This is a genomic window from Streptomyces griseicoloratus, from assembly GCF_014534645.1.
Lineage (GTDB): Bacteria > Actinomycetota > Actinomycetes > Streptomycetales > Streptomycetaceae > Streptomyces > Streptomyces griseicoloratus.
Genome location: NZ_JACVQF010000223.1, coordinates 73,405 through 88,622 on the forward strand (window position 1 = coordinate 73,405; position 15,218 = coordinate 88,622).

The 15,218-nt window shown below is 72.2% G+C and carries 17 protein-coding genes; 10 read left to right on the forward strand and 7 right to left on the reverse strand.

Features of this window, described 5'->3' with window-relative positions:
• Positions 1-150 precede the first annotated feature (150 nt).
• A complete protein-coding gene (locus tag H0H10_RS30725) occupies positions 151-528 on the forward strand; it encodes a hypothetical protein (protein WP_188184408.1) in 378 nt (125 codons plus the stop codon).
• Positions 529-582: 54 nt separating this feature from the next.
• Here H0H10_RS30725 and H0H10_RS30730 read toward each other — a convergent pair whose 3' ends face one another.
• Entirely contained in the window at positions 583-1,164 is a 582-nt protein-coding gene (locus H0H10_RS30730; protein WP_188184409.1) for a TetR/AcrR family transcriptional regulator, read from the reverse strand.
• A gap of 129 nt (positions 1,165-1,293) precedes the next feature.
• Between H0H10_RS30730 and H0H10_RS30735 the strand changes: the two genes are divergently transcribed.
• Entirely contained in the window at positions 1,294-2,532 is a 1,239-nt protein-coding gene (locus tag H0H10_RS30735; protein ID WP_188184410.1) for an MFS transporter, read from the forward strand.
• A gap of 60 nt (positions 2,533-2,592) precedes the next feature.
• On the opposite strand, the gene H0H10_RS30740 is transcribed toward H0H10_RS30735, so the two are convergent.
• From H0H10_RS30740 to H0H10_RS30750, 3 genes are all read right to left on the reverse strand, one after another.
• Positions 2,593-4,269: a long-chain fatty acid--CoA ligase gene (locus H0H10_RS30740; protein ID WP_188184411.1), complete on the reverse strand. Its 1,677-nt coding sequence runs from the start codon at positions 4,267-4,269 to the stop codon at positions 2,593-2,595.
• 128 nt (positions 4,270-4,397) lie between these two features.
• Positions 4,398-4,955: a SigE family RNA polymerase sigma factor gene (locus H0H10_RS30745; RefSeq protein ID WP_188184412.1), complete on the reverse strand. Its 558-nt coding sequence runs from the start codon at positions 4,953-4,955 to the stop codon at positions 4,398-4,400.
• Positions 4,956-5,261: 306 nt separating this feature from the next.
• Positions 5,262-5,588, reverse strand: coding sequence for a hypothetical protein (locus tag H0H10_RS30750; RefSeq protein ID WP_188184413.1), 327 nt, complete (start codon positions 5,586-5,588; stop codon positions 5,262-5,264).
• Between the two features lie 362 nt (positions 5,589-5,950).
• Between H0H10_RS30750 and H0H10_RS30755 the strand changes: the two genes are divergently transcribed.
• Positions 5,951-6,817, forward strand: a complete 867-nt coding sequence (locus tag H0H10_RS30755) for a bifunctional DNA primase/polymerase (protein ID WP_188184414.1) — start codon at positions 5,951-5,953, stop codon at positions 6,815-6,817.
• A 271-nt stretch (positions 6,818-7,088) separates the two neighbouring features.
• The gene (locus H0H10_RS30760) at positions 7,089-7,547 is read left to right on the forward strand and encodes a hypothetical protein (protein ID WP_188184415.1); all 459 of its coding nucleotides are present in this window, start codon (positions 7,089-7,091) and stop codon (positions 7,545-7,547) included.
• Positions 7,548-7,554: 7 nt separating this feature from the next.
• Here the strand turns inward: H0H10_RS30760 and H0H10_RS30765 are convergent, their stop codons facing one another.
• Complete coding sequence (locus H0H10_RS30765; RefSeq protein WP_188184416.1) at positions 7,555-8,490, reverse strand: DUF4232 domain-containing protein; 936 nt, start codon at positions 8,488-8,490, stop codon at positions 7,555-7,557.
• A gap of 200 nt (positions 8,491-8,690) precedes the next feature.
• Between H0H10_RS30765 and lepB the strand changes: the two genes are divergently transcribed.
• The gene (gene lepB / locus H0H10_RS30770) at positions 8,691-9,287 is read left to right on the forward strand and encodes a signal peptidase I (RefSeq protein ID WP_309141930.1); all 597 of its coding nucleotides are present in this window, start codon (positions 8,691-8,693) and stop codon (positions 9,285-9,287) included.
• Positions 9,288-9,536: 249 nt separating this feature from the next.
• Here the strand turns inward: lepB and H0H10_RS40795 are convergent, their stop codons facing one another.
• A complete protein-coding gene (locus H0H10_RS40795; protein WP_306420983.1) occupies positions 9,537-9,902 on the reverse strand; it encodes a hypothetical protein in 366 nt (121 codons plus the stop codon).
• Between the two features lie 328 nt (positions 9,903-10,230).
• Entirely contained in the window at positions 10,231-10,992 is a 762-nt protein-coding gene (locus H0H10_RS30780; protein ID WP_188184419.1) for a GntR family transcriptional regulator, read from the reverse strand.
• A gap of 430 nt (positions 10,993-11,422) precedes the next feature.
• On the opposite strand from H0H10_RS30780, the gene H0H10_RS30785 reads away from it, so the two are divergent.
• The 5 genes from H0H10_RS30785 to H0H10_RS30805 all read left to right on the forward strand — a co-directional run bounded on the left by H0H10_RS30785 (position 11,423) and on the right by H0H10_RS30805 (position 15,218).
• Positions 11,423-11,680: a DUF6284 family protein gene (locus tag H0H10_RS30785; RefSeq protein WP_188184420.1), complete on the forward strand. Its 258-nt coding sequence runs from the start codon at positions 11,423-11,425 to the stop codon at positions 11,678-11,680.
• A complete protein-coding gene (locus H0H10_RS30790) occupies positions 11,677-12,210 on the forward strand; it encodes a hypothetical protein (RefSeq protein ID WP_188184421.1) in 534 nt (177 codons plus the stop codon). Before H0H10_RS30785 ends, H0H10_RS30790 begins: the two co-directional genes overlap by 4 nt.
• Positions 12,207-13,214 carry a DUF2637 domain-containing protein gene (locus H0H10_RS30795; protein ID WP_188184422.1) on the forward strand — a complete coding sequence of 336 codons (1,008 nt, stop codon included), beginning with the start codon at positions 12,207-12,209 and terminating at the stop codon, positions 13,212-13,214. Before H0H10_RS30790 ends, H0H10_RS30795 begins: the two co-directional genes overlap by 4 nt.
• A complete protein-coding gene (locus tag H0H10_RS30800) occupies positions 13,214-13,552 on the forward strand; it encodes an RRQRL motif-containing zinc-binding protein (RefSeq protein WP_188184423.1) in 339 nt (112 codons plus the stop codon). The genes H0H10_RS30795 and H0H10_RS30800 overlap by 1 nt, the downstream gene beginning before the upstream one ends.
• A gap of 76 nt (positions 13,553-13,628) precedes the next feature.
• A complete protein-coding gene (locus H0H10_RS30805; protein ID WP_188184424.1) occupies positions 13,629-15,218 on the forward strand; it encodes a hypothetical protein in 1,590 nt (529 codons plus the stop codon).

Genomic DNA, 15,218 nt, shown 5'->3' on the forward strand with positions numbered 1-15,218 from the left:
CTGTAAGGCGGGGCTGACGCCCGTTCACGGGGCGGGGAGCCGGATGCGCCAGGTGGTGACGGCCTGCGCAGCACAGGCTTCGCAGGGAGGAGTGGGCAGGTCTCAGTGGAGCCGGCCCGAGCCGTCGGTGGGCGAGTCCACTGGCTCTCCGTGAGCGGACGCGGCGAAGCCCGAGGCCGTGAGATCACAGTGCCGGCCCTCGCCGAGCACGACGAGACGACGGCCCGCGGTATCGCCCGGGCCGTCGCCATCCAGGTCGCCACCGGTGCCTACCGGCACAAGGCCCCGCTCAGCACCGGCGACTCGTCACCTGGGATCTGGCCCGTCGTCACCGACCATCTCAACGCCGTCGCAAACAGACCCGAACCGCGCCACAGCATCCGCGACTTGGTGTCCCGCGCGCACGACGAAGTGTGGTTCCGCCGGTTCGCCAACGGCCGCCACCGCAACCTCGCGTGCTCCCGTGACTGCTCGACTTCCGTCCAGCGCGCCCACGTCCGACAAGGAGCGGCGCGCCGCCGCCCCTGAGCCGAAGCCGTCGCCCCCTGAAGCGAAGAGGAGACCCCCGGGATCACCCGACCCCTAGGGCAGGGCGACGATCCTGCGGGCCGCTGCCTTGATCGAGGCGCGCAGGCGGTCGGCGTCCGGTTCGCCGCCGCCGACCAGGATGCGTTTCATCTGGGGGACGACCATCGCCCAGTTGGCCATCGCGACCAGCAGGAAGAGGAGGTCGGGCGCCGGGATGGCGTCCGTGATCACGCCGCGTGCCTGCCCGTCCCGCACGGCGGCGACCTTGCGGGCGTAGTGCTCCTGGCGTTCGGCCTCGTGGGGCAGCTCCGCGGTGCCGTACTCCATGCCCTCCCAGAAGAGGAGGCGCAGCAGCTCCGGGTGGGCGGAGTGGTAGTCCAGGAGGCGGTCAATCCACCCCTCGATGTCGTCCGGGTCGACGGGGACGGAGATCGCCAGGTCGAGCATCTTCTTCTCGAGGACGGACGCGAACAGCTCGCCCTTGTTGCCGTAGTAGGCGTAGATGAGCTGCTTGTTGGCCTTCGCCTCGGCCGCGATGCGGTCGATACGGGCGCCCGCGATGCCGTGTGCGGAGAACTCGGCGACCGCCGCCTCGAAGATCCGGGCCTTGGTGGCCTCGGGGTCCCTAGCTGCCATGGGGACAGGGTAGCCGGGTAAGTAACCAACTATTTGGTTGACGCCACCGGGAATGCGCGAGCAGACTCGTGCAGTTGTTCCAACCAACCAGTTAGTTGTTAGCGTGCGCTCGAAGGAGTCGCCCCGCCCATGCCGTCACCGTCACCGTCACCGTCAGCAGTCACCAGGCTCCCGCGCGACAGCCACGACGCGCCCGCCGGAGAGCGGCCTTCCGCCCGCTCCCGGCTCTTCCTCCCCCTGATCGCGGTCTGCACCGCGGTGACCGCCGCCAACATCTACCTCGCGGCCCCGCTGCTCCCCCTCATCGCCGACGACTTCGGCTCCACGCCCTCGGCCGTGGCCTGGCTCGCCTCGGTCGCCCAGCTCGGTTACGCGGCCGGCCTGCTCTTCTTCGCCCCGCTCGGCGACAGCGTGAACCGGCGGCGCCTGGTCGCCGTCCTCTCGCTGGTCGCCGCCGCGGCCCTGGTCGCCGGGGCGGCGGCGGCCGGGACCGGCGCGCTCGCCGGCGCCGTACTGATCGCCTCGGTCGCGACCGTCGTCCCGCAGCTGCTCGTCCCGCTGGTCGCCGAGCGCGCCCCCGCCGACCGCCGCGCCCGCCATGTCGCCGCCGTCATCGCCGGGCTGTTCACCGGCGTGGTCGCGGCCCGGGTGCTCGGCGGCCTGATCGGGCAGGCCTTCGGCTGGCGGGTGGTGTTCGTGGGCGCGGCCGTGCTGACCGCCGCCCTCGGCCTGGCGACCGCCTTCGTGCTCCCCGTCGAGCGGCGGCGCCGCAGCGGCCCGCTCCTCGCGGGTCTCGCCGCGCTGCCGTCCGTCGTGCGGCGCTCCCCCGACCTGTGGCGCGCGTGCGTGCGCCAGGCCGGGATGTACGGCGCCTGGAGCGCCCTGTGGACCTCGCTCGCCCTGCTGCTGACGGGGCACGGCGGCGACGGCTACGGCATGTCCACCGCCGCGGCCGGGCTGTTCGGCCTGTTCGGGCTCGCGTCGAGTGCCGTCGCGCCCCTCGCCGGCGGACTGGTCGACCGCTTCGGCGCGGCCAAGGTCGTACGTTCCGCCTATCTGCTCGCCGCCGTGTCGGTGCCGCTGTTCTGGCTGGGCGGGCAGGTGATGGCGGCCCTGTGCGCGGCGGCCGTCCTGGTGCACGCGGCCCTGGTCGCCTCCCACGTCGCCAACCAGACCCTCGCGCTGACCACCACGTCCACGCCCGCCACCGCCAACACGGCCTACGTCGTGGCCGGGTTCGCCGGCGGCGCCCTGGCCTCGGCCCTGGCCGGACCCGCCTTCGGCCACTGGGGCTGGGCCGGGGTCTGCGCGGTGGCGGGTGCGTGGCTGCTGCTGGGGTGGGCCGCGACGGCCGTGCCGAAGCGGTGAGCACGAAGGCGCACCGGGCCGGGCGCCCCCGCCCGGCCCGGTGCGCGTCGTCCGCGTCGGTCAGAGCCGGGTGACGTCCAGCTCGCCGTCGGCGTACTGCCTGCGCAGCACCTTCTTGTCGAACTTCCCGACGCTCGTCTTCGGCACCGACTCGATGACCGTCCAGCGCTCCGGAAGCTGCCACCTGGCGATCCTGCACTCCTCCGCGAGGAAGGTGCGCAGCGAGGCGAAGTCGGCGGCGGCGCCCTCGCGCAGGACGACGGTGGCCAGCGGGCGCTCGCCCCACTTGTCGTCGGGGACGGCGACCACGGCCGCCTCGGCGACGTCCGGGTGGGACATCAGCGCGTTCTCCAGCTCGACGGACGAGATCCACTCGCCGCCGGACTTGATGACGTCCTTGGCCCGGTCGGTGAGGGTGAGGAACCCGTCGGGGGAGATCGTCCCGACGTCTCCCGTCTTCAGCCAGCCGTCCTCGCTGAACTTGTCGGCGGGGCGCAGCGGCTCGGCGTCGGGGCCGTTGTAGTAGGCGCCCGCGATCCAGGCGCCGCGCACCTCCAGCTCGCCCGCCGACTCGCCGTCCCAGGGGAGGCGTTCGCCGCCGGGGCCGGTGAGGCGGGCCTCGACGCCGGCCGGGAAACGGCCCTGGGTGAGGCGGTAGGCGAGCTCCTCGTCCGTGCCGACCGCGTGGGCCGGGGGCCGGGCGACCGTGCCGAGCGGGGAGGTCTCGGTCATGCCCCAGGCGTGGCAGACCCGCATGCCCAGCTTGTCGAACGCCTCCATCAGGGAGCGCGGGCAGGCGGAGCCGCCGATGGTGACCTGGGTGAGGGACGTGACGTCCCGGGGCCGGGCGGTCAGCTCGGCGAGCAGGCCCTGCCAGATGGTGGGGACGGCGGCGGCGTGGGTCGGCTTCTCGCCCTCGATCATCTCGGCGAGGGGGGCGGGCTGGAGGAAGCGGTCCGGCATCAGCATGTTCACGCCGGTCATGAAGGTGGCGTGCGGCAGGCCCCAGGCGTTGACGTGGAACTGGGGGACGACGACGAGCGAGGTGTCCTCGTCGGTCAGGCCCATCGACTGGGCCATGTTGACCTGCATGGAGTGCAGGTAGATGGAGCGGTGGCTGTAGACCACGCCCTTGGGGTCGCCGGTGGTGCCGGAGGTGTAGCACATGGCGGCGGCGGACCGCTCGTCCAGCTCGGGCCAGTCGTAGGAGTCCGGCTTCCCGGCGATCAGCTCCTCGTACTCGTGCACCTGGGCGGTGGCGCCGTCGAGCAGGGAGCGGTCGCCCGGTCCCGAGACGACGACGTGCTCGACCGTCTTCAGGTGCGGCAGCAGCGGGGCGAGCAGGGGGAGCAGGGAACCGTTGGCGATCACGACCCGGTCGGCCGCGTGGTTCACGATCCAGGCCAGCTGCTCGGCCGGAAGGCGGAGGTTGAGGGTGTGCAGAACCGATCCCATGGCGGGGATCGCGAAGTACGCCTCGACGTGCTCGGCGTTGTTCCACATCAGGGTCGCCACGCGCTCGTCGTCGCCGACGCCCAGGTCCTCGCGCAGGGCGTGCGCCAGCTGCGCGGCGCGGGCGCCGATCTCGGCGAAGGTGCGGCGGTGCGGCTCGCCCTCACCGGTCCAGGTGGTCACCTGGGAGGTGCCGTGGACCGTCGACCCGTGGGTCAGGATCCTCGAGATCAGCAGTGGTACGTCCTGCATCGTGCTCAGCACGGTGTCCTCCCGGGGCGACATTGCCTACGCGGCGGTAAGGGTTGCGCTGATTCTGCGCACATACCGCGCGGTATGTCACTACTCCCGGGTGATCGATCAGTGCTCGGTGCCCGACAGGGCTCGTCACCGGCCGGCCACAGAAGACCGCATTACCGAACAAGTCCCAGCTCAGGGTCCTCGCGGAGCTTGCCCAGCGCCCGGGACACCGCCGACTTGACCGTGCCCACGGACACCCCGAGCACTTCGGCCGTCTGAGCCTCGCTGAGGTCCTCGTAGTACCGCAGGACGACCATCGCCCGCTGCCGGGCCGGCAGCTTGGTGATCGCCCTCCACATCGCGTCGTGCAGCGCCTGGCGCTCCGCCGGGTCGTCACCGCCCGGCGCGGGCTCCGGCTCGGGCAGCTCGTCGCAGGCGAACTCGTCGACCTTGCGCTTGCGCCACTGCGAGGTCCGGGTGTTCAGCAGCGCCCGGCGCACATAGCCGTCGAGGGCTCGGTGGTCCTCGATGCGCTCCCAGGCCACGTACGTCTTGGTGAGCGCGGTCTGCAGAAGGTCCTCGGCGTCGCTCGGGTTCGCGGTCAGCGACCGGGCGGTACGCAGCAGCACCGGCTGGCGGGCCTTCACGTACGACGAGAACGACGGGTACGGGAAGGTCTGCGGCACTGCTGTAGCGGCGTTCGAAGCGCTGGTGCAGACGGGTGTGGTCATGGCTCAACGCTATGAGCGGGGGGCCTTGCCGCGGATCGGCCGCAGGTCCCGAAGCAGAGTCCCCCTCAGGTTGTAGGGGTGGGGCTGGCTGCACCTCCTGTAGGTGGACGAGCGGAGGAGGCGGAGTACGGGTTCACCCCTGGGGGCCGCGGTCCGGCCCCGGCCCGCCGGACGGGGCCGGACACGCACGGACGTCCGGGCGACGATGCCGAAGCACCGCCGCCCGGACGCCGTACGACCCCATCAAGCACACCCGCACAGAAGGTGAGGGACCGGCGCCGGAGCGCCGCGCACCGGTCCCTCAGCTCACCACCACAGCGGGGTGAAGGTGACGGACGTGTTGTCGTTGCCCTGGTTGATGGCCGTGAAGGCGGAACCGTCGACCTGCGCGGTGTTGCTCTGGTTCGAGGCGCCGGAGCCGACCGCCTGCTGCTGCGTGGTGGACGAGTTGCCGTTGTTGTCGTCGCCGACGCCGCTACCGATGATGCCGGCGGAGGCCTCGGCAGCCGTCGCGTTCGATCCGTCGTCCGCGAAGGCGCCGTTGTCCGCCGTCGCGACGCCGCTGAAGAGCGCGGCGGCGAGCGGGAGGGCGGCGACGGCGGCGATGACGCGGGCAGTACGGATGCTTGCCATGTGTTCCTCCAGAACAGGTGCGCACCGGCATGCTGCCGACAACGCGTAAGTACGTGAACCAGGACCTGTGCCAAGGCAGTTGGCCGACCGCCTCGACGCTGTGCACGACGTCGCGTGATCAGAGTTGCCCACGGATCCCCGGCGAACCACCCCGGAAGCCCCGATTCGCCCTCAAGCGTGAGGACAAGTCGATAAACCCCTTTGCACCCCTTGCGCCCCGGCTCAGCGCAGTACGGACAGTTCGACACCAAGCGCCGCAAGGGGTGAAGCGTTCCGGCACACCTTCCGCCCCTCACCCCGGCCCCGGCGCGCCGCGCACGACCCCCCTTCCCTTTTTCGAACGTACGTACGAACATGGACGCATGGCCACCACCGACCGGCAGGCCACGACGCTGGCCCTCGCACACGCCCTGTCAGCCGCAGAACGCGGGCTGGCCGTCATCCCCCTGTCCCGGACGAAGCTCCCGGCCCTGCGGTCCCCCCACCGCGACGACCCCGGCGCCGCGCCCTGCCACGGCGAGTGCGGCCGCCTCGGCCACGGGGTCCACGACGCCTCCACCGACCCGGTGCGCATCCGCGAGCTGTTCGCCGCGGCACCCTGGGCGACCGGCTACGGCATCGCCTGCGGACTGCCCCCGCACCACCTGATCGGCGTCGACCTGGACACGAAGTCGAGCACCGACTCCTCGGCCGCCCTGCGCGAACTGGCCCTGCGGCACCTGTTCACGATCCCGCCCACGGTGGTCGTCCTGACCCCGAGCGGAGGCCGCCACCTCTGGCTGAGCGGCCCGCCCGACGTCGTCGTCCCCAACTCCGCCGGGCGCCTCGCCCCGGGCATCGACATCCGGGGCGCCGGCGGCTACCTCGTCGGCCCCGGCTCACGCACCCGGCACGGCACGTACGCCACCGCGCCGGGCACCGCCCACCTCGCCCCCGCCGCCTGTCCGCCCGCCCTCCTGCGACTGCTCGTCCCCCCGCCCCGCGCACACCGGCCCGCGCCCCCGACGGCCGGCGGACACGGCCAGGGCCTCGTCCAGTTCGTCCTCGCCGCCCACGAGGGCCAGCGCAACACCCGACTGTTCTGGGCGGCCTGCCGCGCCTACGAGGACGGCATCGGCCCCGCGCTCGTGGACCCGCTGGTCGACGCGGCACTGAACACCGGCCTGTCCGAACGCGAGGCCCGCGCGACGATCGCGTCGGCGGCCCGGATGACGGGCCACCACCCCTGACCCCACGAGGCACCCGCACCGCCGCCACGACACCCGCACCGCCCTCGACCTGCACCGCCCGATGACCCGAGCCACCCCACGCCCGCCCCACCACCTGCACCGCCCCACGGCCCGAGCCCCCCACCCGCACCGCGCCCTGCTTCACGCCCGCACCACGCCACGCCCCGCGCGCCACCACCCGCACCGCGCCCGCTCCACGACCGGCGGCACGGCCCACGCGCGGCGCCCGCGCGAGAGCACGCGGCACCCGCGCGAAAACCGGAAGCCCCCCATGCACCACCGCCCTAAAGTGCCCACCATGTCGCTGACCCGGATCGTCCTGGCCTCAGGCCGCAGCGTCGACCTCGCCGAACTCCGCCTCACCTCGACCTACGGCGGCCTGCTGGAGGGCTACCCGTGCAAACCGGTCAACGACCTGCGCATCAAGGCACTCCTCGGCACCGCCGAGCGCGCCTTCCCGAACACGCCGGTCCACCTGGTGCCGCCGCCGCGCGAGTACCCGGACCAGTACGCCGGCGCCTTCGGCCGGGTCGAGGTGCTGCCGTCGGTCGCCTGCGTCGGGCTCTTCTCCTCCACGGCCCTCGATCCGGCCAACGACCCGGTCCTGTACCGCTCCGGACTGACCGTCGTCTGGTTCCAGCCGACCCCGTACGTCCCGTCCGCCTGCGCCGCGGAACCCGCCCTTCGGGACGTCGACTGGCCGGCACTCGCCCGCGACTTCGAGCTGTAGGAGGGCGTCAGGGCCGGGGCGGGGCCGACGCTCCGTTCGCTGTGTCCTTCCGCCACGCGCTGACGCCCAGCTTCCCCGTGGTTCCGAGGTCGAGGTCCGGCGCGACCATCACCGGGTCGGCGCCGGGCAGGGCCCGGACCCTGACGTAGGGCACGTCCACCGGCTCGCCGGAACCCGTGGTGTTGCGCCACATCAGCCCCGAGACGGCGGCCTCGCCCGGGTCCAGCGTCACCGGCCGCGGCGGGTCGTCGAACCCGCCCACCAGAGCGATGCCCTCCCCGCCGGGCACGATCCCGATCCCCCCGACCGGCTCGTGGTCCTCGTCGAGCAGCCCGAGCGCCGGGTAGCCGTCGAGGGAGTACGGGCGGCTGCCGCAGTTCTCCAGACGCAGCCCCACCACACGCAGCCCCATGGCCGCGTCCCCGTCGTCGGCGGTCAGGCGCAGCCCGGACGACGGGCAGGGGCCGTCCGGCGCCGGCGCCTCGTCCGAGGGCACCCTCTTGACGTCGATGATCCGCACCTCGCCGGCGTCGGCGTGACCGGGCACCGGCTCCAGGGTGCGGCGCACGGTCCTGCCGGCCCCCACGGAGGCCACCGTCTCCTCGGTGTTCGACATCGCCCCTCCCTCTGCGCCGGTCAGGGAGAAGGTGATGGTGTACGTGAAGGGCTCGGCCTCCTGGTTGGTCACCGAGTACGCCACGACACACGAGGAGGCGCCGCCACGGTCCTGCTCGACCATCCCGACGACCCGCACCCCGTCCTGCGCCGACGCCCCGGCCTCGGCCCCGGAACCGGCACCGGAATCCGGCCCCCCGCCGGCGGCCCCCGCTCCGCACACCCCCGCCCCCTCCCCGCCCGGCCCGGCGGTCTGCGTGCCACAGGCACCGAGCAGGACGGCGGCGGCCAGTGCCCCAAGGGCCGCGCGAGGCAGGGAGGTTCTCATCACCCCACCCCACCAGGGAACAAGCCCCGCGACGGTGGCGGAAGCCACACTTCCGGTCACAGCCCTGTCACAGCCCAGGACATGCCGAAAGCCCGAGGCCGCATAGCCTCTGCTGGCCCGCACAGCCGTCGGGCGGTTCACGAAGAGGGAAGATCATGCGGCAGCGAAGAGCAGTCGGCAGGTGGAGAGATGCGGCCTGGGTGTTGGCACCACTCGGGTTGGCCCTCCTGGTGGGGACCATCGCCTACACGCTCGCGAACTACAAGATGGTCACGGTCATGGGTGACTCGATGAGACCCACGTACCGCCAGGGCGATCGACTGTTCATGGAGCGGATCGACCCGAGCGAAATACACCGGGGCGACGTCCTGCTCATCGAGGCGCCCGAGCACAGTCCACTCGGACCGATGCTGCGGCGGGTCATCGGGATGGGGGGCGATCACGTGGCGGGTGAGGGGAACCGGGTCTCGGTGAACGGGAAGCCGGTCGACGAGCCGTACGCGACGGACAGCGAAGAGAACCCGGCGGTCGGGCCGTACGACGTGACGGTGCCGGACGGACGGTTGTTCCTGCTGGGCGACCACCGGGACAACTCCAACGACTCGCGTTTCCACCTCAGCGAGCAGTCGGGCAGTGTCGGGGCCTCCGGAGTGCAGGGACGAGTGCTGGAGGACTCCACCGTGCCGATGGTATTGGCGACGCTCGGGGGCCTCGGGATCGTGCTGACCCTGGCCGGCATCGGAGGCTACGCAGTCCGACGGCGTACGCGGAGGTCGCTCCCCTCTGCGTGGGCCTGAGCCGAACCCCGGGGTCCAGGCATGCGAAAGGCCCCCGACCGACTACCCAAGTCAGGGGCCCTTCTCAGTGCTCATCGCGCGGAGGCGGTGGGATTTGAACCCACGGTGACATCGCTGCCACGACGGTTTTCAAGGCCGCCGGGTAAGGACACGACAAACGGCATGTGAGCTGGTGTTTTTCCTCGTGCGCCCGGCTCCTGAGCGCCCCCTTGGCCGCAGGATGGCCAAATGGCTCTGAGGCGGGGGGCCTCATGCCCCCTCACTCAGCAGATCGGCAATGCCTTGCTCTGACCAGTGGCCAACCGCGCCGGGGCAAGCCGCGACGTACGAGGCGACCGCTTCCGCATCCCACGCACCGGCAGACAGCAAGCCTGACGCCAGGAAGCGCACGTAGGCCGCGGACGGAGCGACCCACTGAACGTCATCCATGCCCCACGGCGCCGTGAAGGTCAGGATGGGCATACCGTCGACTTGGCCGGCACACACAAGCGTCTCGTAGCGGCCTCCCCCGAGCACGGCTCGCCCTTGCGTGAGCGCGTCCCCCAAATCCAGGTCAGTGCCCGGCTCTCTGTACATCTCCTGGGCTGCGATGTCGGCGAACTGCTGGGCAGTCACCAGATGTGCTCTGGCCAGCACGCGCCCTGGCACGTGCGGGTCGTAGAAGGCCCTACCTCCCCCCCAAACGGGCGACTCGGTCGCGAAGTACATCGCCCCGGTAAGTTCCACCGGGATGGACCGAGTAGGCATGGCAGGGTTGCGGCACCCTGGGTACGACTTTGCTGCGCCTGAGGGGCGGCCCCCCTTGATGTACGCGGCGAGCCGGTCTAGGTGCATGTTCGAGCCGTAGGACGTGTACCAGACGCGCTCAGGGCGGCGGTTTCGGGGAAGAGCCGAGTCGATACTTCGGAGGGCCTTCACGCTTGCTTGCTCCTGCGAGACGCGCTCACTCTGCCGAAACGTCGTACCTGATGACATGGCGGTCTCCCGGAAGAATCGTGATCATCACTCGTAGCGGGCGGTCGTTCTCGTCGTAGCCCGTACGCATGTGCACGGCCACGGGAGTAGCAGCGGGCAGAGACAGCTTTTCGATCTCCGCACGCGTCGGCATCCTCACGGTGATCTCGTCGCGGTAGCGAGCCTGGACGAGACCGACGCTGGCCAGGACGCCGCCGGGCGCTGACACGTCTTCCGGCAGCATGAGGGGCGTGCCCCTGACCAGTTCTTCAGGGAAGTAGGAGTCGGCCAAGGCGTACGGATCCTGGTCGACTATGCGCACTCGTTCCCGTACGACGGTCAGAGCCGTCTCAGGGTCCAACTGGAGGCGTTCCGCGATTTCGGCCGACGGACGCCGGATGGAAACGCGGACTTCCTGACGAGGCTGGCGACCACTTTCGGCCACAATGCTGGCCCACTGGTCACCGCGTTCGTCTGACTTGTGTCGGGCCCGCGACTCCAGCACCGACCAGTCCCAGACTGCTGGCGTCAGGTTGCGGCGAACGAAGCTCCCACGCCCCTGACCAGCAATGATGAGCCCTTCTTCGGTCAGGCGTCGCAGGGCCAGGCGCACGGTGTTGCGACTCGCCTCGTAGCGCTCCACCAACTCGAACTCTGTGGGGAGCTGTTCGCCGGCCCCCAGCTCCCCTCTCTCGATCTGTCCTCGCAGGTCATCCGCGATTCGGTGGTACCTCGGGCGCTGCTCCCGCACGGTGCCTCCCTGCTAGTTGGCTGACTTGTGCCAACAACATACGCGCTTCGCCTTGACGGTCCAACAACTCATGGAGAAACTCAGGGCAGTTGTTGTTGGTACAACCCCACCAACACCGACGAGTCAGTCCTTATGCCGGGCAGGGTGGCTGCGGTTCGCCGTAAGGCCCTGGACTGGTCGTTCTTTGACAACTGAATGGGGATTACGCCGCCTCTCCTCGGCCAAGTAGGCGGCCACGCGGGATCTCCCGCGTGAGGTACAGCGCGACCCAACTTCCGCAGCACGCTGCGGCCGGTTGCCTCCGCTGCTCGTCTCGCACGAGCAGCGCTGAGGGGAGCCGGACTTTCCGACTTCAACGGCGCGCGCCCCCGGAGCGGCAACTCCGGGGGCGCTGTTCGGGCCGTTTCACCTGCTAGGGAGACCACGACCCATGAACCACATCGTCACAGTTCAGGACGCTGTTACCGCGTTCGCCGACTTCATGGAGCCGACAAACGCGGAGCTGGACGCGATCGAGCGGGAGATGCCCGTGATCCTCGCGGACATCGAGCTGCTGGACGCGCAGATCATCACCCTGGACCGCACGCCGACCGAGCTGGACGCCCGCCGTATCCGCCGGGCCCGCCGCCGGGCGCTGGCCGCGCGGCGGGCGCTGGCCAACCGCGCCGACTCCGGGGAGGCGGCGTGATCCGCATCGTCACCGCCGGCCGGATGCACCGGTTGGAGCAGGCGGCAGAGCATGCCCGCGACCGTGCGCGGGACGTGCAGGGGCAGGCGGATGCCGCCTGGGGCCGCCACGTGCGGGAGGTGTGGGAGCTGACCGCCCGCGCGGAGCGGGCGGAGGCGACCACGTCCGAGGTGGGCACGCTCCTCGCTCGCGCGGTGGAGGAGGTTTCCGCCGCACAGCAGGAGCTGCTGCTGAAGGACATCGAGATCCGCCGGCTGCGCGAGCAGTTGAGGCGCGGGCCCGTGGAGGGCGACACGCTGACGGTGCTGATGCACTACGGCGAGCCGCACACGGTCTACGCCTCCCGTGAGGACGCCTACGCCGACACCGCCACCCACGGCGTGCCTGCTGGTACCCCGTGGGTGCCGGCCGGTGAACGCCCGGCGTCGGCGTCCACGTGGTGCATCGCGGCGTTCATCTACGACGCCTCCTGCAACGGGTTCCGCCGGGCGTTCACGCCCGCTCCGAAAGCTCTCGGGGAGGCGGCGTGAACAGTGTTCAGACGCGTTCAGCGGAGCGGGCCCTGTCGGGCGGCACGTGGCTGATCGTCTGTGGGGCGATGCTCTATTCCATCCTCACCGTGACGCCGTTGATGGCCGCGCACACGGCCGAGGAGTGGGACTGGACGGCGCCGATCCTGCCGCTCGTGGTGGACGCCGCGGTGGTGATCGTGGTCAAGCTCGATGACGTGCTGGCCCGCCTGGGCGGGCACGGCGGCCGGTGGCCGATGGTGCTGCGGTGGATGACCGGTCTCATGACGCTCGCCCTCAATACCGCGGACTCGGCGCTGAAGAAAGACCTGGTCGGCGTGGCTGTCCACGCGGTGGCGCCGCTGCTGCTGATCGTCACCGCGGAGACCAGTCTCGCCTACCGGCGGGCCATCGCCGCCGCCGTGGCGGCGATGGAGGAGCAGCAGCGGGCCGAGCGGGAGCGGCGCGAGCAGGTACTGCGGGAGCGGGAGGAAGCCGCCCGCCGGCAGGCCCGCGAGGAGCGTGCGCACGCCGCGGCGCTGGCGCGTGAACAGCGTGAACACGAGGCCACGCTCGCCCGCGAGCAGGCGGAGCGGGAGGAGCGGCGCTGGCGTGAGGAGCGCGAGCGGGAAGCCGCCCGCGAGGCTGCGGAGCGGGCCGAGCGTGAACGCCGTGAACGCGAGCGTGAACAGCGTGAGCGGGAACGTGAACAGGCCGAGCGGGAAGCCGCCGCACGCCGTGCCCGCGAGCGCGCCGAGCGGGAGGCGCGTGAACGTCGTGAACAGCAGGAGCGTGAGGAGCGGGCCGAGCGTGAACGGGCCGCGCTGCTGGCGCGCGGGCCGGCCGAGGACAAGTTTCCCGAGGACGAGGCACGGCAGATCGTGGCCGCCGCGTTCGCCGCGCAGATGTCGGTGCGCTCGGCTGCGGAGCTGTGCGGCTGGTCGGTGGGGTGGGTGTCCGCCCGCTACGCCGAGCACCGCGACCCCAGCGCCCGCGGTGCTGAGCTGGCCATCGCGAGCCAGTGATGGGCGCCGTACCGGTCTACCGGTGGCGGCTGGCCCCTGACGGGCTGGCGACCCGCCGGCAGCTTCGCGCGCTCGGGCTGCGGCCCGGCGGGCAGGACGTGGCCGCGCAGGTAGAGCGTCCGCGGCGCCGCCGCGGACCGCTGGTCGCCTACCTCTACCGCGTCGACCTGGCCAAGCCCGTCCGGCCGATGACGCCCGCGAAGCGTGCGGCGCTGGCCAAGGCCAACGCCGCCCGCCGCACCTGCCCCGAGTGCCGGCGCGACGCCGGATACGTCATCCCGGTCTCACTCGGCACGTGCGCCACCTGCGCTTTTCCCGAGGAACAGCGCGCCGCTTAAGCCCTGTTGGCAGGCCCGGCCAACCGCCTCCTACAGCACCGGCCGGGCCCTACTCCCGTGAAGGAGTGCTCACAGCATGACGGAACTCAGCACAGAGGCGGTAGCCGTCGAGGCTGCCCCCACCGCACCACCCCCGCCCGTCCCCGCGCCGCCCGAGACGTCCCCGGCCGTGGCGGAAGTCGACCACACGCCCGGCGGCTGGCCGGTCGTGCCGCTCGCCCTGTCCGGTGCGAACAGCACCGTGGGCATGGTCGCCGCCGCATCGCTGGCCGGCGGTCCCATCGCCGCCATGGTGGCCGCGACCGGCGCCGTTGTTCTCGGCACCGTGGCCGCCACCCGCAGCCGCACGCCCAACCCGCGCCGGGAGTCCCGACGGGCCGCCGCCCGCGCGGCCGGCCGCTCCGCCGCCCGCACCACGGGCGCACGCCGGACCGGTGCCGGCGGGAGCCGTGGCAGTGCCTCGGGTGCCAGCCGCACGGGCGGCCGGTCCGGTCGGGAGCCGGGCCAGCACCGCCGCAGTTCAGGTCCCCTGGCCCGCAACGCCAGCACGGCCGCGGGCACGCAAAGCCGCGGAAACACCGGGCGCGCCACGCCGCAGCGCGCGTCCGGTGCCGTGGGGAAAGCCGCGGGCCGCCTCGGGCAGGTCCGGGCACTGCGGGCATCGCAGCAGGCTGCGGCCGGATCGCGGGCCGGGCAGCGGGCACAGACCACCGCCGCTCGCCGGGCCGTGGCCGACGCCCGCCGCAACGCCCGCACACAGGCCGGGACCTCCCGCAACGCCACCTCGCCGCGCGCGGCGGCCCGCCGCAGCGGGCCGGTCGGCCGGATGCTCGCTGCGGCGACCCGCCAGGCCGGTACTGCGCGGGACTCGGCGGTTACCCGGGGCCGCGCGGCCCGCGACAACCGGGCACGCGCCGCGGTCGACGCCCACCGCAGGGCGGTGCGCCGGGCCCCGGCCCGTAGGGCGGCCCGGCAGGCGCTGCGCCGGTCCGCGGCCCGCTTCCACGGCCGGCGCCTGCTGGCCGCGCTGCTCGCCCTGCCCCTCGGGCTGCTCGGACTGATCACCACCCCGATCGGACGCAAGTTCGATATCCCGTGGCTGATGAATCCCGGCCGCCGCCTGTACTGGCGCATGGTCCGCACCGCCGCCGAACAGCGGGCCGCGCGGGACGCCGCCATCCGCGAGCGGCAGGCCGAGCAGGAAGCCGCGGCGGAGGCCGAAGCAGCGCAGGACGGCACCGAGGGCATCGGCGACCGCGTGGAGCGGCCCGCCGCACAGGTTCCCACCAGCACGAACGATCCCGTCAGTGGAGGAGAGCACGTGTCCGGTTTCCGGTTCGAAGAGGCCGCTGCCGAGATGGAGCAGGCCGCACAGTCCTACGACCCCGACAACGCCATGGAGATCCTCGCCATGGTCGAGGGACTGCCCGCCGCGCTCACCAGCGTGGCGAACGTGATGAAGGTCCTCGCGGAGCGCTCCGACAGCGAGTTCCCGCTGGAGAAGGAAGTCGCGGACGGCTTCAACGACATCTACGGCGCCGTGATGAGCGCCGTCGCGGTCGCCGAGGACATGGGCCCGCTGTTCAGGCAGGTCCACGAACAGGACATCGCCCGGCACGAAGACCCCCGCAACGGCCCGGAGGCCGAGAAGGGCTGGAACGTCTGA

Bases quoted from the DNA above. Each gene is read 5' to 3' on its own strand.
- H0H10_RS30730 (WP_188184409.1), bottom strand. From the start codon at position 1,164: ATGGCAGCTAGGGACCCCGAGGCCACCAAGGCCCGGATCTTCGAGGCG.
- H0H10_RS30735 (WP_188184410.1), top strand. From the start codon at position 1,294: ATGCCGTCACCGTCACCGTCACCGTCAGCAGTCACCAGGCTCCCGCGC.
- H0H10_RS30740 (WP_188184411.1), bottom strand. From the start codon at position 4,269: ATGTCGCCCCGGGAGGACACCGTGCTGAGCACGATGCAGGACGTACCA.
- H0H10_RS30745 (WP_188184412.1), bottom strand. From the start codon at position 4,955: ATGACCACACCCGTCTGCACCAGCGCTTCGAACGCCGCTACAGCAGTG.
- H0H10_RS30750 (WP_188184413.1), bottom strand. From the start codon at position 5,588: ATGGCAAGCATCCGTACTGCCCGCGTCATCGCCGCCGTCGCCGCCCTC.
- H0H10_RS30755 (WP_188184414.1), top strand. From the start codon at position 5,951: ATGGCCACCACCGACCGGCAGGCCACGACGCTGGCCCTCGCACACGCC.
- H0H10_RS30760 (WP_188184415.1), top strand. From the start codon at position 7,089: ATGCACCACCGCCCTAAAGTGCCCACCATGTCGCTGACCCGGATCGTC.
- H0H10_RS30765 (WP_188184416.1), bottom strand. From the start codon at position 8,490: ATGAGAACCTCCCTGCCTCGCGCGGCCCTTGGGGCACTGGCCGCCGCC.
- H0H10_RS30785 (WP_188184420.1), top strand. From the start codon at position 11,423: ATGAACCACATCGTCACAGTTCAGGACGCTGTTACCGCGTTCGCCGAC.
- H0H10_RS30800 (WP_188184423.1), top strand. From the start codon at position 13,214: ATGGGCGCCGTACCGGTCTACCGGTGGCGGCTGGCCCCTGACGGGCTG.
- H0H10_RS30805 (WP_188184424.1), top strand. From the start codon at position 13,629: ATGACGGAACTCAGCACAGAGGCGGTAGCCGTCGAGGCTGCCCCCACC.